General features: G+C 72.1%; 19 protein-coding genes. 17 read left to right on the top strand and 2 right to left on the bottom strand.

Going from position 1 to position 17,785, the window contains the following annotated elements; translation table 11 throughout:
* Window positions 1–16: 16 nt before the first annotated feature.
* The 7 genes from ACFW16_RS03060 to ACFW16_RS03030 are packed head-to-tail and all read left to right on the top strand — an operon-like array spanning window position 17 to window position 6,511.
* The gene (locus tag ACFW16_RS03060) at window positions 17–958 is read left to right on the top strand and encodes an ABC transporter permease (RefSeq protein ID WP_380301749.1); all 942 of its coding nucleotides are present in this window, start codon (window positions 17–19) and stop codon (window positions 956–958) included.
* Entirely contained in the window at window positions 955–1,821 is an 867-nt protein-coding gene (locus tag ACFW16_RS03055; protein ID WP_380301747.1) for an ABC transporter permease, read from the top strand. Before ACFW16_RS03060 ends, ACFW16_RS03055 begins: the two co-directional genes overlap by 4 nt.
* Complete coding sequence (locus ACFW16_RS03050) at window positions 1,818–3,434, top strand: dipeptide ABC transporter ATP-binding protein (RefSeq protein ID WP_380301745.1); 1,617 nt, start codon at window positions 1,818–1,820, stop codon at window positions 3,432–3,434. Before ACFW16_RS03055 ends, ACFW16_RS03050 begins: the two co-directional genes overlap by 4 nt.
* A gap of 13 nt (window positions 3,435–3,447) precedes the next feature.
* Window positions 3,448–4,488, top strand: coding sequence for a putative FMN-dependent luciferase-like monooxygenase (locus ACFW16_RS03045; RefSeq protein ID WP_380301743.1), 1,041 nt, complete (start codon window positions 3,448–3,450; stop codon window positions 4,486–4,488).
* A 33-nt stretch (window positions 4,489–4,521) separates the two neighbouring features.
* Window positions 4,522–5,115 (top strand): CMD domain protein, encoded by a 594-nt coding sequence (locus tag ACFW16_RS03040; protein ID WP_380301741.1) that lies wholly within the window; start codon window positions 4,522–4,524, stop codon window positions 5,113–5,115.
* A gap of 8 nt (window positions 5,116–5,123) precedes the next feature.
* Window positions 5,124–5,726 carry an alkylhydroperoxidase domain protein gene (locus ACFW16_RS03035; protein WP_380301739.1) on the top strand — a complete coding sequence of 201 codons (603 nt, stop codon included), beginning with the start codon at window positions 5,124–5,126 and terminating at the stop codon, window positions 5,724–5,726.
* A 29-nt stretch (window positions 5,727–5,755) separates the two neighbouring features.
* Window positions 5,756–6,511, top strand: a complete 756-nt coding sequence (locus ACFW16_RS03030) for a VOC family protein (protein WP_380301737.1) — start codon at window positions 5,756–5,758, stop codon at window positions 6,509–6,511.
* Between the two features lie 69 nt (window positions 6,512–6,580).
* Here the strand turns inward: ACFW16_RS03030 and ACFW16_RS03025 are convergent, their stop codons facing one another.
* A complete protein-coding gene (locus ACFW16_RS03025; RefSeq protein ID WP_380301735.1) occupies window positions 6,581–7,066 on the bottom strand; it encodes an SgcJ/EcaC family oxidoreductase in 486 nt (161 codons plus the stop codon).
* A gap of 179 nt (window positions 7,067–7,245) precedes the next feature.
* Between ACFW16_RS03025 and ACFW16_RS03020 the strand changes: the two genes are divergently transcribed.
* From ACFW16_RS03020 to ACFW16_RS03000, 5 genes are all read left to right on the top strand, one after another.
* On the top strand, window positions 7,246–8,370 hold the full coding sequence (locus ACFW16_RS03020; RefSeq protein WP_380301733.1) for a sensor histidine kinase: 1,125 nt from the start codon (window positions 7,246–7,248) through the stop codon (window positions 8,368–8,370).
* Window positions 8,367–9,026: a response regulator gene (locus ACFW16_RS03015; protein ID WP_380301731.1), complete on the top strand. Its 660-nt coding sequence runs from the start codon at window positions 8,367–8,369 to the stop codon at window positions 9,024–9,026. Before ACFW16_RS03020 ends, ACFW16_RS03015 begins: the two co-directional genes overlap by 4 nt.
* Window positions 9,023–10,603, top strand: coding sequence for an ATP-binding protein (locus ACFW16_RS03010; protein ID WP_380301729.1), 1,581 nt, complete (start codon window positions 9,023–9,025; stop codon window positions 10,601–10,603). Before ACFW16_RS03015 ends, ACFW16_RS03010 begins: the two co-directional genes overlap by 4 nt.
* A gap of 10 nt (window positions 10,604–10,613) precedes the next feature.
* Window positions 10,614–11,078 carry a response regulator gene (locus tag ACFW16_RS03005; protein WP_380301727.1) on the top strand — a complete coding sequence of 155 codons (465 nt, stop codon included), beginning with the start codon at window positions 10,614–10,616 and terminating at the stop codon, window positions 11,076–11,078.
* 114 nt (window positions 11,079–11,192) lie between these two features.
* Window positions 11,193–11,900 carry a TerC family protein gene (locus ACFW16_RS03000; RefSeq protein ID WP_380302023.1) on the top strand — a complete coding sequence of 236 codons (708 nt, stop codon included), beginning with the start codon at window positions 11,193–11,195 and terminating at the stop codon, window positions 11,898–11,900.
* 133 nt (window positions 11,901–12,033) lie between these two features.
* Here the strand turns inward: ACFW16_RS03000 and ACFW16_RS02995 are convergent, their stop codons facing one another.
* Window positions 12,034–12,942: a LysR family transcriptional regulator gene (locus ACFW16_RS02995; RefSeq protein WP_380301725.1), complete on the bottom strand. Its 909-nt coding sequence runs from the start codon at window positions 12,940–12,942 to the stop codon at window positions 12,034–12,036.
* 163 nt (window positions 12,943–13,105) lie between these two features.
* On the opposite strand from ACFW16_RS02995, the gene benA reads away from it, so the two are divergent.
* From benA to catA, 5 genes are read left to right on the top strand one after another with little or no spacing between them, the layout of a single operon-like run.
* Entirely contained in the window at window positions 13,106–14,449 is a 1,344-nt protein-coding gene (benA, locus tag ACFW16_RS02990; RefSeq protein WP_380301723.1) for a benzoate 1,2-dioxygenase large subunit, read from the top strand.
* On the top strand, window positions 14,446–14,952 hold the full coding sequence (gene benB / locus ACFW16_RS02985; RefSeq protein ID WP_380301722.1) for a benzoate 1,2-dioxygenase small subunit: 507 nt from the start codon (window positions 14,446–14,448) through the stop codon (window positions 14,950–14,952). The genes benA and benB overlap by 4 nt, the downstream gene beginning before the upstream one ends.
* A 27-nt stretch (window positions 14,953–14,979) precedes the next feature.
* Window positions 14,980–16,014 carry a benzoate 1,2-dioxygenase electron transfer component BenC gene (gene benC / locus ACFW16_RS02980; protein WP_380301720.1) on the top strand — a complete coding sequence of 345 codons (1,035 nt, stop codon included), beginning with the start codon at window positions 14,980–14,982 and terminating at the stop codon, window positions 16,012–16,014.
* A 1-nt stretch (window position 16,015) separates the two neighbouring features.
* On the top strand, window positions 16,016–16,792 hold the full coding sequence (locus ACFW16_RS02975) for a 1,6-dihydroxycyclohexa-2,4-diene-1-carboxylate dehydrogenase (protein WP_380301718.1): 777 nt from the start codon (window positions 16,016–16,018) through the stop codon (window positions 16,790–16,792).
* Between the two features lie 57 nt (window positions 16,793–16,849).
* On the top strand, window positions 16,850–17,779 hold the full coding sequence (gene catA, locus ACFW16_RS02970) for a catechol 1,2-dioxygenase (protein WP_380301716.1): 930 nt from the start codon (window positions 16,850–16,852) through the stop codon (window positions 17,777–17,779).
* Window positions 17,780–17,785 lie beyond the last annotated feature (6 nt).

The raw sequence follows: 17,785 nt of genomic DNA, 5'->3' as shown, positions 1-17,785 counted from the left end.
AGGACAAGGACGGTTGATGTCCAGATATCTCCTCGGCCGGGTCGGGCAGGCGGTGCTGGTGCTGTGGGCCGCCTTCACGGCTGCCTTCATCCTGCTGCAGGCCCTGCCGGGCGATGCGATCCTGATCAAGTTCCAGAACCCGGAGCTGGGGCTGAGCCCCGACCAGATCGCCGAGATCCGCCAGTCCTACGGCGCCGACAGTCCGCTCTGGTCGCAGTACCTGCACACGCTGGGCGACTTCCTGACCGGCGATTTCGGCACTTCGGTCCAGGCCGGCGTGCCGGTCGGGCAGTCGCTCTTGGCCAACCTGCCGCCGACCCTGTGGCTGGCCGGCCTCGGCTTCGCCCTGGCGGTGCTGCTGGCGGTGGCGATCGCCGCCCTGTCCAGCCTCGCTGCCTTTTCCTGGCTGCGCTCGGCGATCCAGTCCCTGCCGTCGCTCTTCGTCTCGGTGCCGACCTTCTGGCTCGGCATCATGCTGATCCAGGTCTTTTCCTTCCGGCTGAAGCTGATCCCGGTGATCAATCCCGGGCCCTGGGAAGGGCTGGTCCTGCCGGTGCTGACCCTGGCGGTGCCGATCTCGGCGCCGCTGGCCCAGATCCTGGTGCGCAGCATCGACGAGATCTCGACCCATCCCTTCGTCGCCGTGGCCCGGGCCAAGGGCGCCTCGCGCGCCGGGGTGCTGTGGCGGCACGTGGCGCGCAACGCCCTGCTGCCGACCCTGACCATCGCCGGCGTGCTGTTCGGCGAGATCCTGGCCGGCGCCGTCATCACCGAGACCGTGTTCGGGCTGAACGGCCTGGGCACGCTGACCGAGCGGGCGGTGCGCAACCAGGACACGGCCGTGATCCAGGCCGTCGTCGTACTGTCCGCCGCCGGCTTCGTCCTGGTCAACCTGGCCGTGGACCTGCTGGCCCCGGTGCTCGATCCGCGCCTGAGACTCCGGGGAGCCGCCGCATGACCTCGCTGCAGACCACCGATCGGACCGTGCCGGCCCGGCCGCCCCGCCGCCCCGTCTTCTCTTCGTTCGGCCGGGCGCAGCCCAGCCTGCTCTTGTCCTGGGCGGTGATCGCCATCGTCACCGCCTGGGCCGTCGCCCCCGGCCTGTTCACCGGCCACAACCCGGTCGCCGGCGTGCCGCGGGAGAAGCTGCGGGCGCCCGACGCCGAGCACCTCCTCGGCACCGACGCGCTGGGCCGCGACCTGTTCGCCCGCATCGTCCACGGCGCGGTGAACTCGCTGTCCGGCGCCTTCGTCGCGGTCGCCGTCGGCCTCTTGGTCGGCACCGCCATCGGCCTCCTCGCCGGATCGACCGGCCGGCGGACCGACGCCGTGCTGATGCGGATCGTCGACGTGCTGCTGTCGGTGCCGTCGCTGCTGCTGTCGCTGGCCATCATCATCCTGCTCGGCTTCGGCACGGTGAATGCCGCGATCGCCGTCGGCGTCACCTCGATCGGCCGCTTCGCCCGGCTGTCCCGGTCCGAAGTGATCCTGGTCCGCCGCTCCGACTATGTCGAAGCCGCCTTCGGCAGCGGCGGCCGCTTCGGCGCCGTGCTGTGGCGGCACATCCTGCCGAACTCCGTGACCTCGGTGATCGCCCTGGCCGCGGTGCAGTTCGGCACCGCGATCCTGCAGATCTCGACCCTCGGCTTCCTCGGCTACGGCGCACCGCCGCCGACGCCGGAATGGGGACTGCTGATCGCCGAGGGCCGCAACTACATCGCCACATCCTGGTGGCTGACCACCGTGCCCGGCCTGGTCGTGGTGCTGGTGGTGCTGGCCGCCAACCGCATCGGCCGGTCGATCGGGCGGAGGACGATATGACCGTGCCGGTGCTGGAGGTCGAGAGCCTCAGTGTCTCTTATGTGGGCGACCGCGGCGGGGCGCAGCGCGTCGTCGACGGCGTCTCCTTCCGTGTCCGGCCGGGCGAGGTGGTGGCGCTGGTCGGCGAATCCGGCTCCGGCAAGACCACCACGGCCCAGGCGGTGATCGGCCTCCTGGCCGAGAACGGCCGGGTCGACGGCGGCGCCATCCGCCTCGCCGGCACCGACATCTCCGGCTGGTCGCAGAAGCGGCTCGACGCCATCCGCGGCGCCCGCATCAGCCTGATCCCGCAGGATCCCGGCAGCTCGCTGAACCCGGTCAAGACCATCGGCGCCCAGGTCGAGGAGATCCTGAGCATCCACCGCCGCGGCGGCAAGGCAGCGAACCGCGCCCGGGTGGTCGAGCTGCTGGCCCGGGTCGGCCTGTCGCGGCCGGAGCTGCGGGCGCGGCAATACCCGCATGAGCTGTCGGGCGGCATGAAGCAGCGCGTGCTGATCGCCATCGCCATCGCGCTGCAGCCCGCCCTGATCATCGCCGACGAGCCGACCAGCGCGCTCGATGTCACCGTGCAGCGCCGGATTCTCGACCTGATCGACGAGCTGCGCCGGGAATTCGGCACCGCGGTGCTGCTGGTGACCCACGACCTCGGCGTCGCCGCCGACCGGGCCGACCGGCTGATCGTGCTGCAGGGCGGCCGGATCCAGGAGCAGGGGGCGGCGGCGGAGATCCTCGCCGCACCCAGGAGCGCTTATACCCGGCAGTTGCTGTCCGACGCGCCGTCGCTGGCGAAGGCGGAGCGCCGTTCCCCGCGCCCGGTGGGCGAGGGCGACGACGCCATCCTGGTCGACGGGCTGGTGCAGGATTTCGACCTGCCCGGCCGGGGCGGCACCTTCCGCGCGGTCGACGGCCTGTCCTTCGCCGTGCGACGCGGCACCACCCATGCCCTGGTCGGCGAATCCGGCTCCGGCAAGACCACAACTGTGCGCATCGTGGTTGGGTTCCAGAAGCCGACCGCCGGCCGCATCCGGATCGGCGGCGCCGACCCGGCGGCGCTGAAGGGTGAGGCGCTGCGGCAGTTCCGCCGCACCATCCAGCTGGTCTACCAGAACCCGTTCGGATCGCTCGATCCGCGGCAGAGCATCTTCGAGATCATCGAGGAGCCGCTGCTGAACTTCGAGCGCCTGCCGAAGCCCGACCGCGCCCACAAGGTGCGCGACATGCTCGACCGGGTCGGCCTGCCGCAGGCGGTGTTGGACCGGCGGCCGCGGGCGCTCTCGGGCGGCCAGCGGCAGCGCGTCGCCATCGCCCGGGCCCTGGTGCTGGACCCGCAGGTGCTGGTGCTGGACGAGGCGGTGTCGGCGCTCGACGTCACCGTCCAGGCCCAGATCCTGGGCCTGCTCGACACGCTGCAGCGCGACCTCGGCCTGACCTACCTGTTCGTGTCGCACGACCTTGCCGTGGTCCGGCAGATCGCCGACACCGTCTCGGTGCTGCACAACGGCCGGCAGGTCGATGCCGGGCCGGTGGAGGCGGTGTTCCGCAATCCGCGCAGCGACTACACGCGCGAGCTGATCGACGCCATCCCCGGGCGCCGGCTCGCCGTCTCCGCATGAAAGGCGTTCTCCCGTGACCATCCAGCGGCTCGGCTTCTTCACCCGGCTTCTCGACGAGGCGAGCGCGCAGGAGCGCTACCGCCTGGCGACGGAGCAGATCACGACGGCGGAGCGGCACGGCTTCGACAGCGCCTGGGTCGCCCAGCACCATTTCCACGAGCCGGAGGGCGGGCTGCCGGCGCCGCTGGTGTTCCTGGCCCAGGTCGCGGCGCGCACCTCGCGCATCCGCCTCGGCACCGGCATCATCACCCTGCCGCTGGAGAACCCGGTGCGGGTGGCGGAGGATGCGGCGGTGCTGGACCTCCTGTCCGACGGGCGGCTCGAGCTCGGGCTCGGCACCGGCGGCACGCCCTCGGCCTTCGCCGCCTTCGGCCTCGACAGCGCCGAGCGGTCGGCGATCTTCGCCCGGCACCTGCAGGTGCTGCTCGACGCCTGGGGCGGCCGGCCGCTCGACGGCGCCGACACCCGGCTGTACCCGGCGGCGCCGCAGCTTTTGGACCGGATCTGGCAGGCCACCTTCTCGGTCGCCGGCGGCGCCCGGGCCGGGGCGGCCGGCGACGGGCTGATGCTGTCGCGCACCCAGCCGCGCCCGGCCGACGCGCCCGACGCCACGCTGGCCGAGATCCAGGACCCGATCATCGACGCCTATCTGGCGGCGCTGCCGGCGGGGAAGGAACCGCGCATCCTGGCGTCGCGCAGCGTCTTCGTCGCCGACGACCGCGAGACGGCGCGGCGCTTCGCCGAGCCCGGCCTGCGCCGCCAGGCCGACCGCTTCGCCGCCGCCGGCCGCGGCGCCCCGGACGACACGCTGGACCAGCTGATCGCCGCCTTCGACGTGCATCTCGGCACGCCGGAGGAGGTGATCGCCTCGCTGCGCGCCGACGGCACGCTGCGCCGCGCCACCGACCTGGTGGTCCAGGTGCATTCGGTCGACCCGCCGCACCCCTTCATCCTGCGCTCGATCGAGCTGGTGGCGCGGGAGGTGGCGCCGGCCTTCGGCTGGGCCCGCCAGGAACGGGGCGATGACATCCGCCTCGCCGCCGCGTCCTGCTGACGCCGCCCAGACATTCGTGAGAAGGACCAGACGATGAGCGAACCGACGGCCGATGTGATCGACCTCCTGGCCGGGGTCGAGCGCGGCTCTGCCCTCGACCGGATCCGGGCGCAGCGCCCCGCCGCCCGGGAGAATGCGCAGAAAAGCTGGCTGGTGCTGTTCGAGCCGGAGGAGCCCGGCACCGTGTCGGCGCTGGAGCGCTATGCGGTCGCCGCCTTTGTCGCGGCGCTGCATCGCGAGCCGGCGACCGCCCGCTTCTATGCCGAGGCCCTGGCCGGGAGGGATTCCGGCCTCGCCGCCGCCGTGGCCGTGGAGGCGGAGCGGGCCGCGGCGGAAGGGCCCTATGGCCATTACCCGGCCGGGCCGCTCAGCGCCGAGGACAGGCGCGGCCCGATCTACCACGTCTCGGGCGAGGGCCGTGCGGTGCTCGGCCCCCGCATCGCGGCGGCTCTGGCGCACACGCATCTGCTGGTGTTCCGTCCGCGCGACGCCAGCGCCGCGGCGCTGCAGGCGCTGCTCGATGCCGGCTGGTCGACCACCGGCATCGTCACCCTGTCGCAGCTGGTCGCCTTCCTGTCCTTCCAGATCCGTGTCGTCGCCGGGCTGCGTGCCCTGGCCGCCGCCTGAGGCCCGCCATGACCGAGACCGTTCTCACTCATCCCGACAACCACGAGCCGACCGTCTTCACCCAGGACGAGCTCGGCTGGCTGCCCTGGCTGGAGCCGTATCCCGCCGACCAGCTTACGGAACGGCACCTGGCCGGGCTGGTCGACGCGGCGCGCGCCAAATCCGACTATTTCCGGCTGCTGGTGCGCGACCCGGACGTGCTGCAGGCCCGGACCAGGACCGACAAGGACATCTTCTACAACCCCGAGGGCGGCCTGCCGCGGGCGGAGCGCGAGCTGGCCGCCACCGCGACCTCGCGCCTGAACGGCTGCATCTACTGCGCCTCGGTCCATTCCCGCTTCGCCACCGTCCATTCCAAGCGCGGCGACGACGTGCAGCGCCTGCTGGACGAGGGCGTCGGCGCCGATCTCGGCGAGCGCTGGAACGCCATCGTCGCCGCCGCAGTGGCGCTGACGGAGACGCCGGGGTCGTTCGGCACGGAGCACGTCCGGCGGCTGCGCGCGGCCGGGCTGGACGACGCGGCGGTCGCCGATTTGATCCAGGGCGCCGCCTTCTTCAACTGGGCCAACCGCCTGATGCTGTCGCTCGGCGAGCCGCAGGTCCAGGCCTGACCGCAGCCCCATCGGAACGGGAGACGACCATGAGCCTGTCGCTGGATCACGTGGTGATCGCCGTCCGCGACCTGGAGCGGACCATCGCGGATTACCAGGCGCTCGGCTTCACCGTGGTGCCGGGCGGGGAGCACACCCACGGCGCCAGCCACAACGCGCTGATCGTCTTCGCCGACGGCGCCTATATCGAGCTGATCGCCTTCCGGCGGCCGAACCCGGAGTTCCGCTGGTGGCGGGTGCTGAGCGAGGCCGGCGACGGGCTGGTCGACTTCGCCCTGCTGCCCGGCGACATCGCGGCCGATGTGGCGGCGGCGAAGGCGCGCGGCCTCGAGATCGAGGGGCCGACCGACGGCGGCCGGCTGCGGCCCGACGGGCAGCGGCTGGAATGGCGCACGGCGCGGGCCGCGACCTCGGACCTGCCCTTCCTGTGCGGCGACGTCACGCCGCGGCATCTGCGGGTGCCGGAGGGCGACATCCGCCGCCACGCCAACGGCGCGATCGGCGTCGCCGGCATCGAGATCGCGGTGGCGGACGCCGGGGTTAGCGCCCGGCGCTACGGCGCCCTGCTCGGCACCGCCGTCGATCCCGGCGCGCCGGTCGCGCTCGGCGACGGCCAGTCCGTCCGCCTGCTCGGCCCGGACCGCGCCGGGGCGGCGCTGGCGGCGCGCGGGGAGGGGCCGCTCTCGCTGACGCTGCGCGTCGCCCCCGGCAGTGCGACGGGCGATCTCGACCCGGCCCGGACTCACGGGGTCCGGATCGGCCGGGTCGAACCGGATCGGAGATAGGCGTCCCGCGGCAGGACGCCGTATCGTCGCGGGCGCGCCGGTGAGATCGGCCCGCCCGCGCTCGGCCGGTCACTTTTCCGGCATGATCGAGGAATGGTGCGAGGCGATCAGCCAGGCACCGTCGGCGAACTCATAGGTGTAGGTGTAGCGCGCCGGGACCTTGCTGCCGTCGGCCAGCGTGAAGGTGTAGGTGCCGGCGTCGGTCACCTTGTTGCAGCCGATCCTGATCACCCGGCTGTCGACCACGCCCTGCGGCCGCTGCTCCAGGAAGTGCTTGAAGTACTCGATCCGCTGCTCCCGGGTCAGGCGCGGCGTGTTCGACAGCGTCGGCAGCAGGATCGCGTCCTCGGCGTAGTTGGCCGCCACCGCCTCGGCCTTGAGCGTGGCGAGGGAGGCATTCCAGCGATCGAACAGGCCGGCCACCTCCGCCTCGGTGATCGGCTCGCAACGGGTCGCCTCGGCAGCGGACTGCGCGGCGGCCGCCGGCTGGGCGGCGAAAGCGGACTGCAGCGAGAGGAGGGAAAGGGCCAGGGCACCGGCCAGGGCGAAACGCATCATGGGCTCCTGTGTCGATGGGCGCCGGGGATGTCCGGCTCCCGATGGCCGGATATCTGGTCCGGCAAGCAGGGCCGCGCGTCTGCCGGACGGATCTGCCGAACGGCATAGGGCGCCGGGCCGGGCGCTGCGGTATGCTGCGCGGCGCCACCCGCCCGGAACGGAGCGAAAGTCGGATCATGCCCCTGCCGTCGGAGGCCGCCGAAGCCTCCACCGTCGACGAACTGCGCCGGCTGTACCGGGATGCCGAGGCGCGCGCGGCGCGGCTTCGCTTCATCGTCGAGATCCATGCCGGGCTGGAGCGCGGCCGGCTCGAGGATGTGGCCGGGACGGTGATGGCGCAGGTCTCGGCCTTCGCCGGGGCCGGATCGGCCGTGCTGGAGATCGAGGCCTCGCACGGGCAGCCCGCCTGGCGGGTCGGCGTCGGGCGGGCCGACGATGCCAGCGAAGCCGTCGATCTCGCTTCGGACGACAGCGGGGTGTCGGTCCGGCTGGCGCTGCGCCTGCTGCCGGGGCGGCGCGGCCCGGCGGCGGAGGATCGGGACGCGCTGGACGTCGCCCTCCGCGGCATCGCCGCTGCCGTGGGCCTGCAGCGCCAGGCGGCGGAGCGGCAGCGGCTGCTCGACGACATCGCCGGCAGGCGGGCCGAGCTGGCGGCGCTGGTCGCCCGCCTGATCGAGGCGCAGGAGCAGGAGCGGCGCCGGGTGGCGCATGACCTGCACGACGGCTCGGCCCAGACCCTGGCGGCGCTCGGCTACCGGCTGCAGACCGTGACCGCCGGACTGCCGGACGACGCGCCCCTGCGGCGGGAGCTGGAGGAGATCGCCGATCTGGCGCGCCGGTCGGTGGCCGAGATCCGCGCCGCCATCGCCGATCTGCGCCCGCCGGAGCTCGACGGCCTGGGCCTCGCCGCGGCGCTGCGGGCGCGGCTGGACACGCTCGGCGGCCTCGCCGTGTCGGCCGAGCTGTCCGCGGCGGCGGACCGCTGGCCGGCGGCGGTCGGCCTCGTGCTCTACCGCGTCGCCCAGGAGGCGCTGGCCAATGTGGTCAGGCACGCCGAAGCCGGGCGCGTCTCCGTACGGCTGTTCGAGGAGGAGCGGCAGGCCCATCTCCACATCGCCGATGACGGCCGGGGCCTGGCCGCCGCCGGAATGCCCGGTGCCGGCGGCGAGCGGCTCGGCATCGTGGGGATGCGCGAGCGGCTGGCGCTGATCGGCGGCCGCCTCGACCTGGACGGCGCGGCGGGGCGGGGCACGACCATGCGCGCCGCCGTGCCTTTGCCGGCCGAGACGGGGCGCTCATGACCGCATCGGTGCTGATCGCCGACGATCACGACCTGGCCCGGGCCGGCCTCGCCGCCATGATCGGCCGCGAGGAGGGGTTCCGCATCGTCGCCGAGGCGCGGACCGGAGCCGAGGCCGTCGCCGCCTGCCGGGACCGGCCGCCCGACCTCGCCATCCTCGACATCCGCATGCCGGAGCTCGACGGACTGGCCGCGACCCGGGAGATCCGGCGCGTGGCGCCGCAGACCCGTGTGCTGATCCTGACCATGCACGACAGCCTCGACTATCTCGAGGCCGCGATCGAGGCCGGCGCATCGGGCTATCTGCTGAAGGACGCCAGCCGCACCGACATCCTGGCGACGATGCGGCGGGTGCTGGAGGGCGAGGCCTTCTTCAATGCCGATCTGGTGGCCCGGCTGCTGCGCCGCGTCGCCATCCGCCCGGCGCCGCCGGCGAGCGTGCTCGACAGCCTGACCGGGCGCGAGCGCGAGGTGCTGGCCAAGGTCGCGGAAGGCTTGACCAACAAGGAGATCGCGCGCGGCCTGGCCATCGCCCCCGGCACGGTGAAGATCCATGTCGAGCGGATCATCGCCAAGCTCGGCGTCGGCGACCGGACCCAGGCGGCGGTCCTGGCCGCGCGCGGCGGGCTGCTGCCGGGGATGGCCGCGCCGCCATGACCCAGACCCGCCGCCGGTTCGGGCGCTTCGCCGACCTGCCGCTGAAGACGAAGGGCCTCATCGTCGTCGCCGTGCCGCTGGCCCTGCTGCTCGGCGCCCTGGTCTTCGCCTTCCTGGCCGAGCGGCGGAGCACCGCCGCCGAGGACCGGATCCGCCTGACCCTGGCGATCCAGTCCGACATCCAGGAGATCCATGCCCAGATCGCCGAGGCGGCGACCGGCGTGCGAGGCTATCTGCTGACCGGGCAGGACTCGTTCCTGGCCCCCTATGATCGGGCGGAGGCCGGGCTGCCGGTGGTGATCGAGCGGATGGGCCGCCGCCTCGTCGACCCCGAGCAGCAGGAGCGGCTGCAGCGCATCCGGGCGATGGTGGCGGCCAAGCTGTCCAGCCTCGCGGCGCTGCGCCAGGCTGCGGCCTCCGGCCCCGCGGACCGGCAGGCGCTGACCGTGGCGCTGACCGAGAGCAAGGCGGATCTCGACATCCTCCGGACGGAGATCGACGCGATGACGCGGCGCGAGGCGGAGCTGCTGGCCGCCCGCACCGCGGTGGCGGAGGACGCCCGCTGGCGGTCCCGCGCCCGGCTGGTCGCCGCCGGGGTGCTCGGCCTCGGCGGCGCGCTCGCCGCCGTCATCCTGTTCTCAACCGGCATCGTCCGCCGCGTCCACGCCCTGGAAGGCACGGCGCACCGCCTGGCACGCGGCGAGGACGTCGCGGCGCCGAATCCCGCGGGGGACGAGATCGGGCATCTCGAACAGGCGCTGCACCAGGCCAGCATCCTGCTCCGCCGGCGCGAGGCCGAGCTGCGCGAGAGCGAGCGCAACCTGGTCGCCGCGCGGGAGGAGGCGCTGCAGGCCAGCCGGGCCAAGAGCGAGTTCCTGTCGCGCATGAGCCACGAGCTGCGCACGCCGCTCAACTCGATCCTCGGCTTCGCGCAACTGCTGGAGCTGGACCTGAAGGACGAGGAGGCGCGCGAGAGCGTGGCGCAGATCCTGCGCGCCGGGCGGCACCTGCTGAGCCTGGTCGGCGAGGTGCTGGACCTGGCCCGGATCGAGGCCGGGGGGATGGACCTGGCGATCGAGCCGCTGGCGGTCGCCGGGATCCTGGCCGAGGCGGCGACGCTGGCCGCGCCGCTGGGGCAGCCGCGCGGCATCGCGCTGGCGGTGGCGGCACCCGGCGGCGCCGGCCTCTCGGTGCTGGCCGACCGGCGCCGGCTGCTGCAGGTGCTGCTCAACCTCCTGTCGAATGCGGTCAAGTACAACCGCGACGGCGGGCGCGTCGCCCTCGACCACCGCCCGTCCGATCCGGGACGCGTCCGCATCACCATCCGCGACACCGGGCCCGGCATTCCGCCGGACCGGGCGGCGCGGCTGTTCGCGGCCTTCGACCGGCTCGGCGCCGATCGTTCCGCGGCGGAAGGCTCGGGGCTCGGCCTCGCCGTGTCGCGGCAGCTCGCCGAGGCGATGGGCGGCCGGCTGCTCCACGAGAACCTGGCGGAAGGCGGTTCGGCCTTCCATCTTGAATTGCCGCGGCCGCGCGGCCAGTTGGACGACGGTGCCGATGAGGCCCGGGGCCGATGACGAGGGGGCGATGCCATCCACCGACCTGATGCGCCGGTCGACGATCCTGATCGTCGACGACGAGCCGGCCAATGTCGTGCTGCTGGAACGCCTCCTGAAGCGCGAGGGCTTCACCCGGCTGCTGACCACCACCGATCCGCGCCGCGCCTTGCCGCTGTTCCAGGAGCATCCGGTCGATCTCGTCCTGCTCGACCTGATGATGCCCGAGCTCGACGGCTACGCCCTGCTGGAGGCCTTCTCCCGCCTGATCCCGGCCCGGGCCTACCTGCCGATCCTGGTGCTGACCGCGGACGTCACCCTGGCCGCGCGCCGCCGTGCCCTCTCGCTCGGCGCCCGGGACTTCCTGACCAAGCCCTTCGACGCGGTCGAGGCGGTGCTGCGGATCTTCAACCTGCTCGAGACGCGGCTCCTGACGCTCGAGCTCGCCCGGCACGGCCTGGCGCGGCCGGAAACCGAGCGGCCGCTGTTCGAGTGACACGGGGCTGAAGCCTCGTCACCATCCATCCCCCACCACTCCGAGGGACCGCCCGTGGACTTCTCCTGGATCTCCGACCCGACAGCCCTGATTGCCCTGGCGACCCTGGTCGTCATGGAGGTGGTGCTCGGCATCGACAACCTGATCTTCATCTCGATCCTGACCAACAAGCTGCCGGAGCATCAGCGCAGCAAGGCGCGCCGGATCGGCATCGGGCTGGCGCTGTTCCTGCGGCTCGCCCTCTTGGGCACGGTCTCGATCATCGTCCAGCTCACCGAGCCGGTGTTCGAGGTCCTCGGCCACCCCTTCTCCTGGCGCGACCTGATCCTGATCGGCGGCGGCCTGTTCCTGGTGTGGAAGGCGACGAAGGAGATCCATCACAGCGTCGACCCGGCCCCGGCCGACGACGTCTTCGGCACCGCCAAGGCGACGCTGGGCTTCGGCGCGGCCATCGGGCAGATCCTCCTGCTCGACCTCGTCTTCTCGCTCGACAGCATCATCACGGCGGTCGGCATGACCGATCACGTGGCGATCATGGTGATCGCCGTGGTCGTCGCCGTGGCGGTGATGCTCGCCGCCGCCGATCCGCTGTCCCGCTTCATCCACGCCAACCCGACCGTGGTGATGCTGGCGCTCGGCTTCCTGATGATGATCGGGATGACGCTGATCGCGGAGGGCTTCGGCGCCCATGTTCCGAAGGGCTACATCTACGCCGCCATGGCGTTCTCGGCCCTGGTCGAGGGGCTGAACATGCTCTCCCGCCGGGCCGCGCGGCGCCGGGCGGCGCCGGCGGACGCCGCTCCGCGCAAGCCGGCGGGGTAGCCGCCCGGTCGGCCGCGGGACAGGGGATGGCGGAGGAGACTTGGGCGCGGGATTGTGCCGGCGCCCTCGTCCCGCCATCCCGTGGTCTCGAAGATGCAGGCGTGGATCGGCCGCGCTCGCGAATCCGCCGCGGCTAGACGCCGAAGGCGATGCCGCTCTTGCGGTACATCTCGCGGATGATCTTCAGCATCAGCGCGATCTCGGATGAGCGGTCGTCCTTGCGGTGGCTCATGATGATCGGCGTCAGCGCCTGCGCCTCGTCCAGCGGCCGGTAGATCACGCCCTCGCGCTGCAGCCGGCCCACCCCCGCCGACACCAGGCAGATCCCGGTCTCCGCGGCCACCAGGCCGAGCGCCGTCTGCAGCTCGCGCACCTCGTGCACCACCATCGGCTTCAGGCCGCAGTCGCGGAACAGCGCCAGCACCTGGTCGGCATAGCTCGGCCGCGGCGCCTTGGGATAGATGATCAGCGGCTGGCCGGCCAGGTCGTCGAGGTGCAGCGGGCCGGCATGGTGCTGCAGCGGATGCGTCTCCGGCAGCGCCACGATGATCTTCTCGTTGCGCAGCAGCACGCGCTCGATCAGCGGGTCGTCGAACGGGATGCGGCCGAAGCCGACATCGATCCGCCCCTCCTTCAGCGCCGCGATCTGTTCCAGCGTCGTCAGCTCCAGGAGGGTCAGCTCGACCCGCGGCCGGGCGGCCCGGTAGCGGCGGATCACCTCCGGCAGCTTGCCGTAGAGGGTCGAGGCCACGAAGCCGATGCTGAAGCGCGGAATCTCCGCCTCCCGCAGCCGGCGCATGATCGCCTGGATCTCCTCCATATGGTCCAGCGCCCGCACCGCCTGTTCATAGAGAAGGCGGCCGCCCTCGGTCAGCCGCACCGGCCGGCTGCCGCGCTCGATCAGGGTGACGCCCAGCTCGTCCTCCAGCTGCCGGATCTGCCGGCTCAGCGGCGGCTGGGCGATGTGCAGGGTCTCCGCCGCCCGGGTGAAGTTCCGCTCGCGGGCCACGGCGACGAAGTAGCGGAGCTGCCGCAGATCCAAGTCGATACCTCCAGGGTATGGATTCGACCAATTTAGTCTTGGACCCTGCGCCGCAGAAGGGAGGATCGTTCCGGGGCCAGAAGAACGAACAGCCAGGGTATCGCACGGGACCGATCGAACCGGTCCGCCGCGGACCCGGGCGGAGACCAGGGGAGAGACGCGCATGCTCGACACCGCCCGCCAGATTCTCGACACCGCGCTCGTCGAGGATGCGGCCGCCGGCCTCTATCGCTGCGCCCGGGACATCTTCACGGATCCGGAGCTGTTCGAGCTCGAGATGAAGCACATCTTCGAGGGCAACTGGATCTATCTGGCGCATGAAAGCCAGATCCCGAATCCGAACGACTATCTCACCACCACGATCGGCCGGCAGCCGGTCGTCATCACCCGCAGCCGCGGCGGCGAGCTGAACGCCTTCATCAACGCCTGCAGCCACCGCGGCGCCATGCTGTGCCGGTTCAAGCGCGGCACCAGATCCACCTTCACCTGCCCGTTCCACGGCTGGACCTTCAGCAATGGGGGCAAGCTCCTGAAGGTGAAGGACCCGGACGGCGCCGGCTATCCCGAGGGTTTCAACTGCGACGGCTCGCACGATCTGACGCGGGTGGCGCGCTTCGACTCCTATCGCGGCTTCCTGTTCGGCAGCCTGAACCCCGACGTCGCGCCGCTGGCCGAGCATCTGGGCGAGGCGGCGAAGATCATCGACATGATCGTCGACCAGTCGCCGGACGGGCTGGAGGTGCTGCGCGGGTCCTCGACCTATGTCTATGACGGCAACTGGAAGCTGCAGACCGAGAACGGCGCCGACGGCTACCACGTCACGGCGGTGCACTGGAACTACGCCGCCACCACCAGCCGGCGCAAGGAGGCCGAGAAGGTCGACTGCGTCCGCGCCATGGATGCGGGCGGCTGGGCCAAGCAGGGCGGCGGCTTCTACTCCTTCGAGAACGGCCACCTGCTGCTGTGGACCAACTGGGCCAACCCCGAGGACCGCCCGAACTGGGAGCGGCGCGGCGAGCTGGCGGCCCGGTTCGGCGAGGCGCGGGCGGAATGGATGGTGCGGCGGTCGCGCAACCTGTGCCTGTATCCGAACGTCTACCTGATGGACCAGTTCAGCTCGCAGATCCGGCATTACCGGCCGATTGCGGTCGACAAGACGGAGGTCACGATCCACTGCATCGCGCCGAAGGGCGAGGACCCCAAGGCGCGCGCCCACCGCATCCGGCAATACGAGGATTTCTTCAACGCCAGCGGCATGGCGACGCCGGACGACCTGGAGGAGTTCCGGGCCTGCCAGATGTCCTATCTGGGCCGGGCGGCGCGCTGGAACGACCTCAGCCGCGGCGCCTCGCACTGGATCACCGGCGCCGACCCCGCCGCCGAGGCCATCGGCATGACGCCGCTGATGAGCGGCGTGCGCACCGAGGACGAGGGGCTGTTCGTCCTGCAGCACCGGCACTGGCTGGAGACGATGCAGCGGGCCGTCGCGGCGGAGGCCGGGCGATGATCGCCGTGATCGAGAGGCTGTCGGTGGAGGAGGTGCAGCGATTCCTGTACCGCGAGGCCCGTTATCTGGACGACCGGGACTGGGACGCCTGGCTGGCGCTCTACGCGCCGGAGGTCGAGTTCTGGATGCCGTCCTGGGACGATGACGACCGGCTGGTCACCGACCCGCAATCCGAGATCTCGCTGATCTGGTACGGCAACAAGGACGGGCTCGAGGACCGGGTCTTCCGCATCCGCACCGAGCGGTCTAGCGCCACCAGCCTGCCGGAGCCGCGGACCGGGCACAGCATCAGCAATGTCGAGATCCTGGAGCAGGGCGGCGGCGCCTGCCGGCTGCGGTTCAACTGGGTCACCCTCAGCTACCGCTACAAGACGGTCGACAGCTATTTCGGCACCTCGTTCTACACGCTCGACACCACCGGCCCGGAGCCGCGGATCACGCGCAAGAAGGTCGTGCTGAAGAACGACTACATCCACCACGTCATCGACATCTACCACGTCTGACCCGAGCGCGACCGGAGGATTGGAGCCATGAGCCACACCATCGCGCTGAACTTCGAGGACGGCGTGACCCGCTTCGTCGAGGCGCGTCCCGGCGAGACGGTCGCCGATGCCTCGTACCGCGCCGGCATCAACATCCCGCTGGACTGCCGCGACGGCGCCTGCGGCACCTGCAAGTGCCGGATCGAAGCCGGCGCTTATGACGGCGGCAGCTACATCGACGACGCGCTGACCGAGGACGAAGCAGCCGAGGGGCTGGCGCTGGCCTGCCAGGCGCGGCCGCAGAGCGACCTGGTGGTGGCCGTCGCCGCCTCCTCGCAGCTGTGCAAGACCGGGCGGCAGTCGGTCGAGACCCGTCTCGCCTCGGTCGACAGGCTGTCCGACACCACCGTCGCCGTCTCGCTCGAGGGGGTGGAGGGCTTCGGCTTCCTGCCCGGGCAGTACGTCAACGTCCAGGTGCCGGGCACCGATCAGCGGCGCGCCTATTCCTTCAGCTCGGCGCCGGGGTCGGACCGGCTGTCCTTCCTGGTCCGCGACATCCCGGGCGGGCTGATGAGCGGCTTCCTGCGCGACCGCGCCGAGTCCGGCATGGCGATCGGATTCAGCGGGCCGGAAGGCAGCTTCTACCTGCGCGAGGTCAGGCGGCCGCTGCTGTTCCTGGCCGGCGGCACCGGGCTGGCGCCGTTCCTGTCGATGCTCGGGCGGCTGGCCGACATGGGCGCGGGCGGGCACCCGGCCCATCTGGTCTATGGCGTCACCAGCGATGCCGACTTGGTCGCGGTCGACCGGCTGGAGGAGTTCGCAGCCCGCATTCCCGGCTTCACCTTCGCCACGACCGTGGCGGCGGAGGGCAGCGCACATCCGCGCAAGGGCTATGTCACCCATCACATCGAGGCCGGCCGGCTGAACGGCGGCGAGGTCGACATCTATCTCTGCGGCCCGCCGCCGATGGTGGATGCGGTCCGCGGCTGGCTGGGCGAACAGGGCGTCACGCCCGCCGGCTTCTACACCGAGAAGTTCTCGCCCAGCGCGCCGGCGGATGCATCCCGTCGGCAGGCGGCGTGAGATGACCCGTTTCGCCGACAAGGTGGCCGTGGTGACCGGGGCGGCGCAGGGCATCGGCCGCGCCGTCGCCCTTCGGCTGGCCCGGGAGGGCGGGCGCGTCGCCCTGGTCGACCGTTCCGATCTGGTCGATGAGGTGCGGCAGGAGGCGGAGGCCGAAGGCGCCGAGGCGCTGGCCGTGATCGGCGATCTGGAGACTTTCGGGGGCGCGACCACCGCCATGGAGCGGGCGCGGGCGCGCTTCGGCCGGGTCGACATCCTGGTCAACAATGTCGGCGGCACGATCTGGGCCAGGCCCTATGCCGAATACCAGGAGGCGCAGATCGAGGCGGAGATCCGCCGCTCGCTGTTCCCGACGCTCTGGGGCTGCCGCGCCGTTCTGCCGGCAATGCTGCAGCAGGGCGGGGGCGTGATCGTCAACGTCTCCTCGGTCGCCACCCGCGGCGTCAACCGCGTGCCCTATGCCGCGGCCAAGGGCGGGGTGAACGCGATCACCGCCTGTCTCGCCTTCGAGTACGCCGGGCATGGCATCCGCGTCTGCGGCGTCGCCCCCGGCGGCACCGAGGCCCCGCCGCGGCGCATCCCGCGCAACCCGGCGCCGCCGGACGAGCGCGAGGCCGGGTGGTGGCGCGAGGTGGTCGACCAGACCGTCTCCTCCAGCCCGATGAAGCGCTACGGCACGGTGGAGGAGCAGGCGGCGGCGATCCTGTTCCTGGCTTCGGACGAGGCCTCCTACATCACCGGCGTCACCCTGCCGGTGGCCGGCGGGGATCTCGGCTGACGGCCCGCCACGAGACAGCACGAAGCCGCCGCGAGCGGCCACACGGAGGAGAACGCCATGACTGACAGCCTGCTGAACACCCCGGAGGTCCGGTCGCTGCTCGACAAGGTCAGCGGCCTCGGCCACGACGCGGGCGACGACCGGTTGAAGCGCATCGTGCACCGCGTCGTGTCGGATCTGTTCCGCACCATCGAGGAATTCGACGTCCAGCCGGACGAGTTCTGGTCGGCCATGGCCTATCTGACCCGGCTCGGCCAGGCCAACGAGGTCGGGCTGCTGGTCCCGGGCCTCGGCGTCGAGACCTTCCTGGACCTGCGTCTCGACGAGGCGGAGCGGAAGGCCGGCATCGAGGGCGGCACGCCGCGGACGATCGAAGGCCCGCTCTACGTCGCCGGCGCGCCCCTGTCGCAGGGCGAGGCCCGGCTCGACGACGGCAGCGAGACGGGCGAGGTGCTGTTCATGGACGGCCAGGTGCGCGACGCCGACGGCAGGCCAATCCCCGGTGCGATCGTCGACGTCTGGCATGCCAACACCCTCGGCGGCTATTCCTTCTTCGACCCGTCGCAGGCGAAGTACAACCTGCGCCGGCGCATCGAGACGGATGGGGAGGGGCGGTACCGCTTCCGCTCGATCCTGCCCTCGGGCTATGCCTGCCCGCCGGACGGGCCGACCCAGGCGCTGCTCGACCGGCTCGGCCGCCACGGTCGCCGCCCGGCCCATATCCATTTCTTCGTCTCGGCGCCGGGCCATCGCAAGCTCACCACCCAGATCAACATCGACGGCGACGCGTATCTGCACGACGACTTCGCCTTCGCCACCCGCGACGGGCTGATCCCTGCGGTGCACCGCATCGACGACCCGGCCGAGATCCATGCCCGCGGCCTGAACGCGGCCTTCGCCCGGATCACCTTCGACTTCGTCCTGCACCGGGCGGTGGACAGTGCGCCGGACACGGTCGTGCACCGCGCCCACGCCGAGGCGGCCTGACCTTCC

The sequence above is a fragment of the Inquilinus sp. NPDC058860 genome (genome assembly GCF_042743185.1).
In the GTDB taxonomy this organism is placed as follows: domain Bacteria; phylum Pseudomonadota; class Alphaproteobacteria; order DSM-16000; family Inquilinaceae; genus Inquilinus.
Note: the sequence above shows the minus strand (reverse complement) of the source record. Positions and strands in the feature narration are given on the sequence as shown.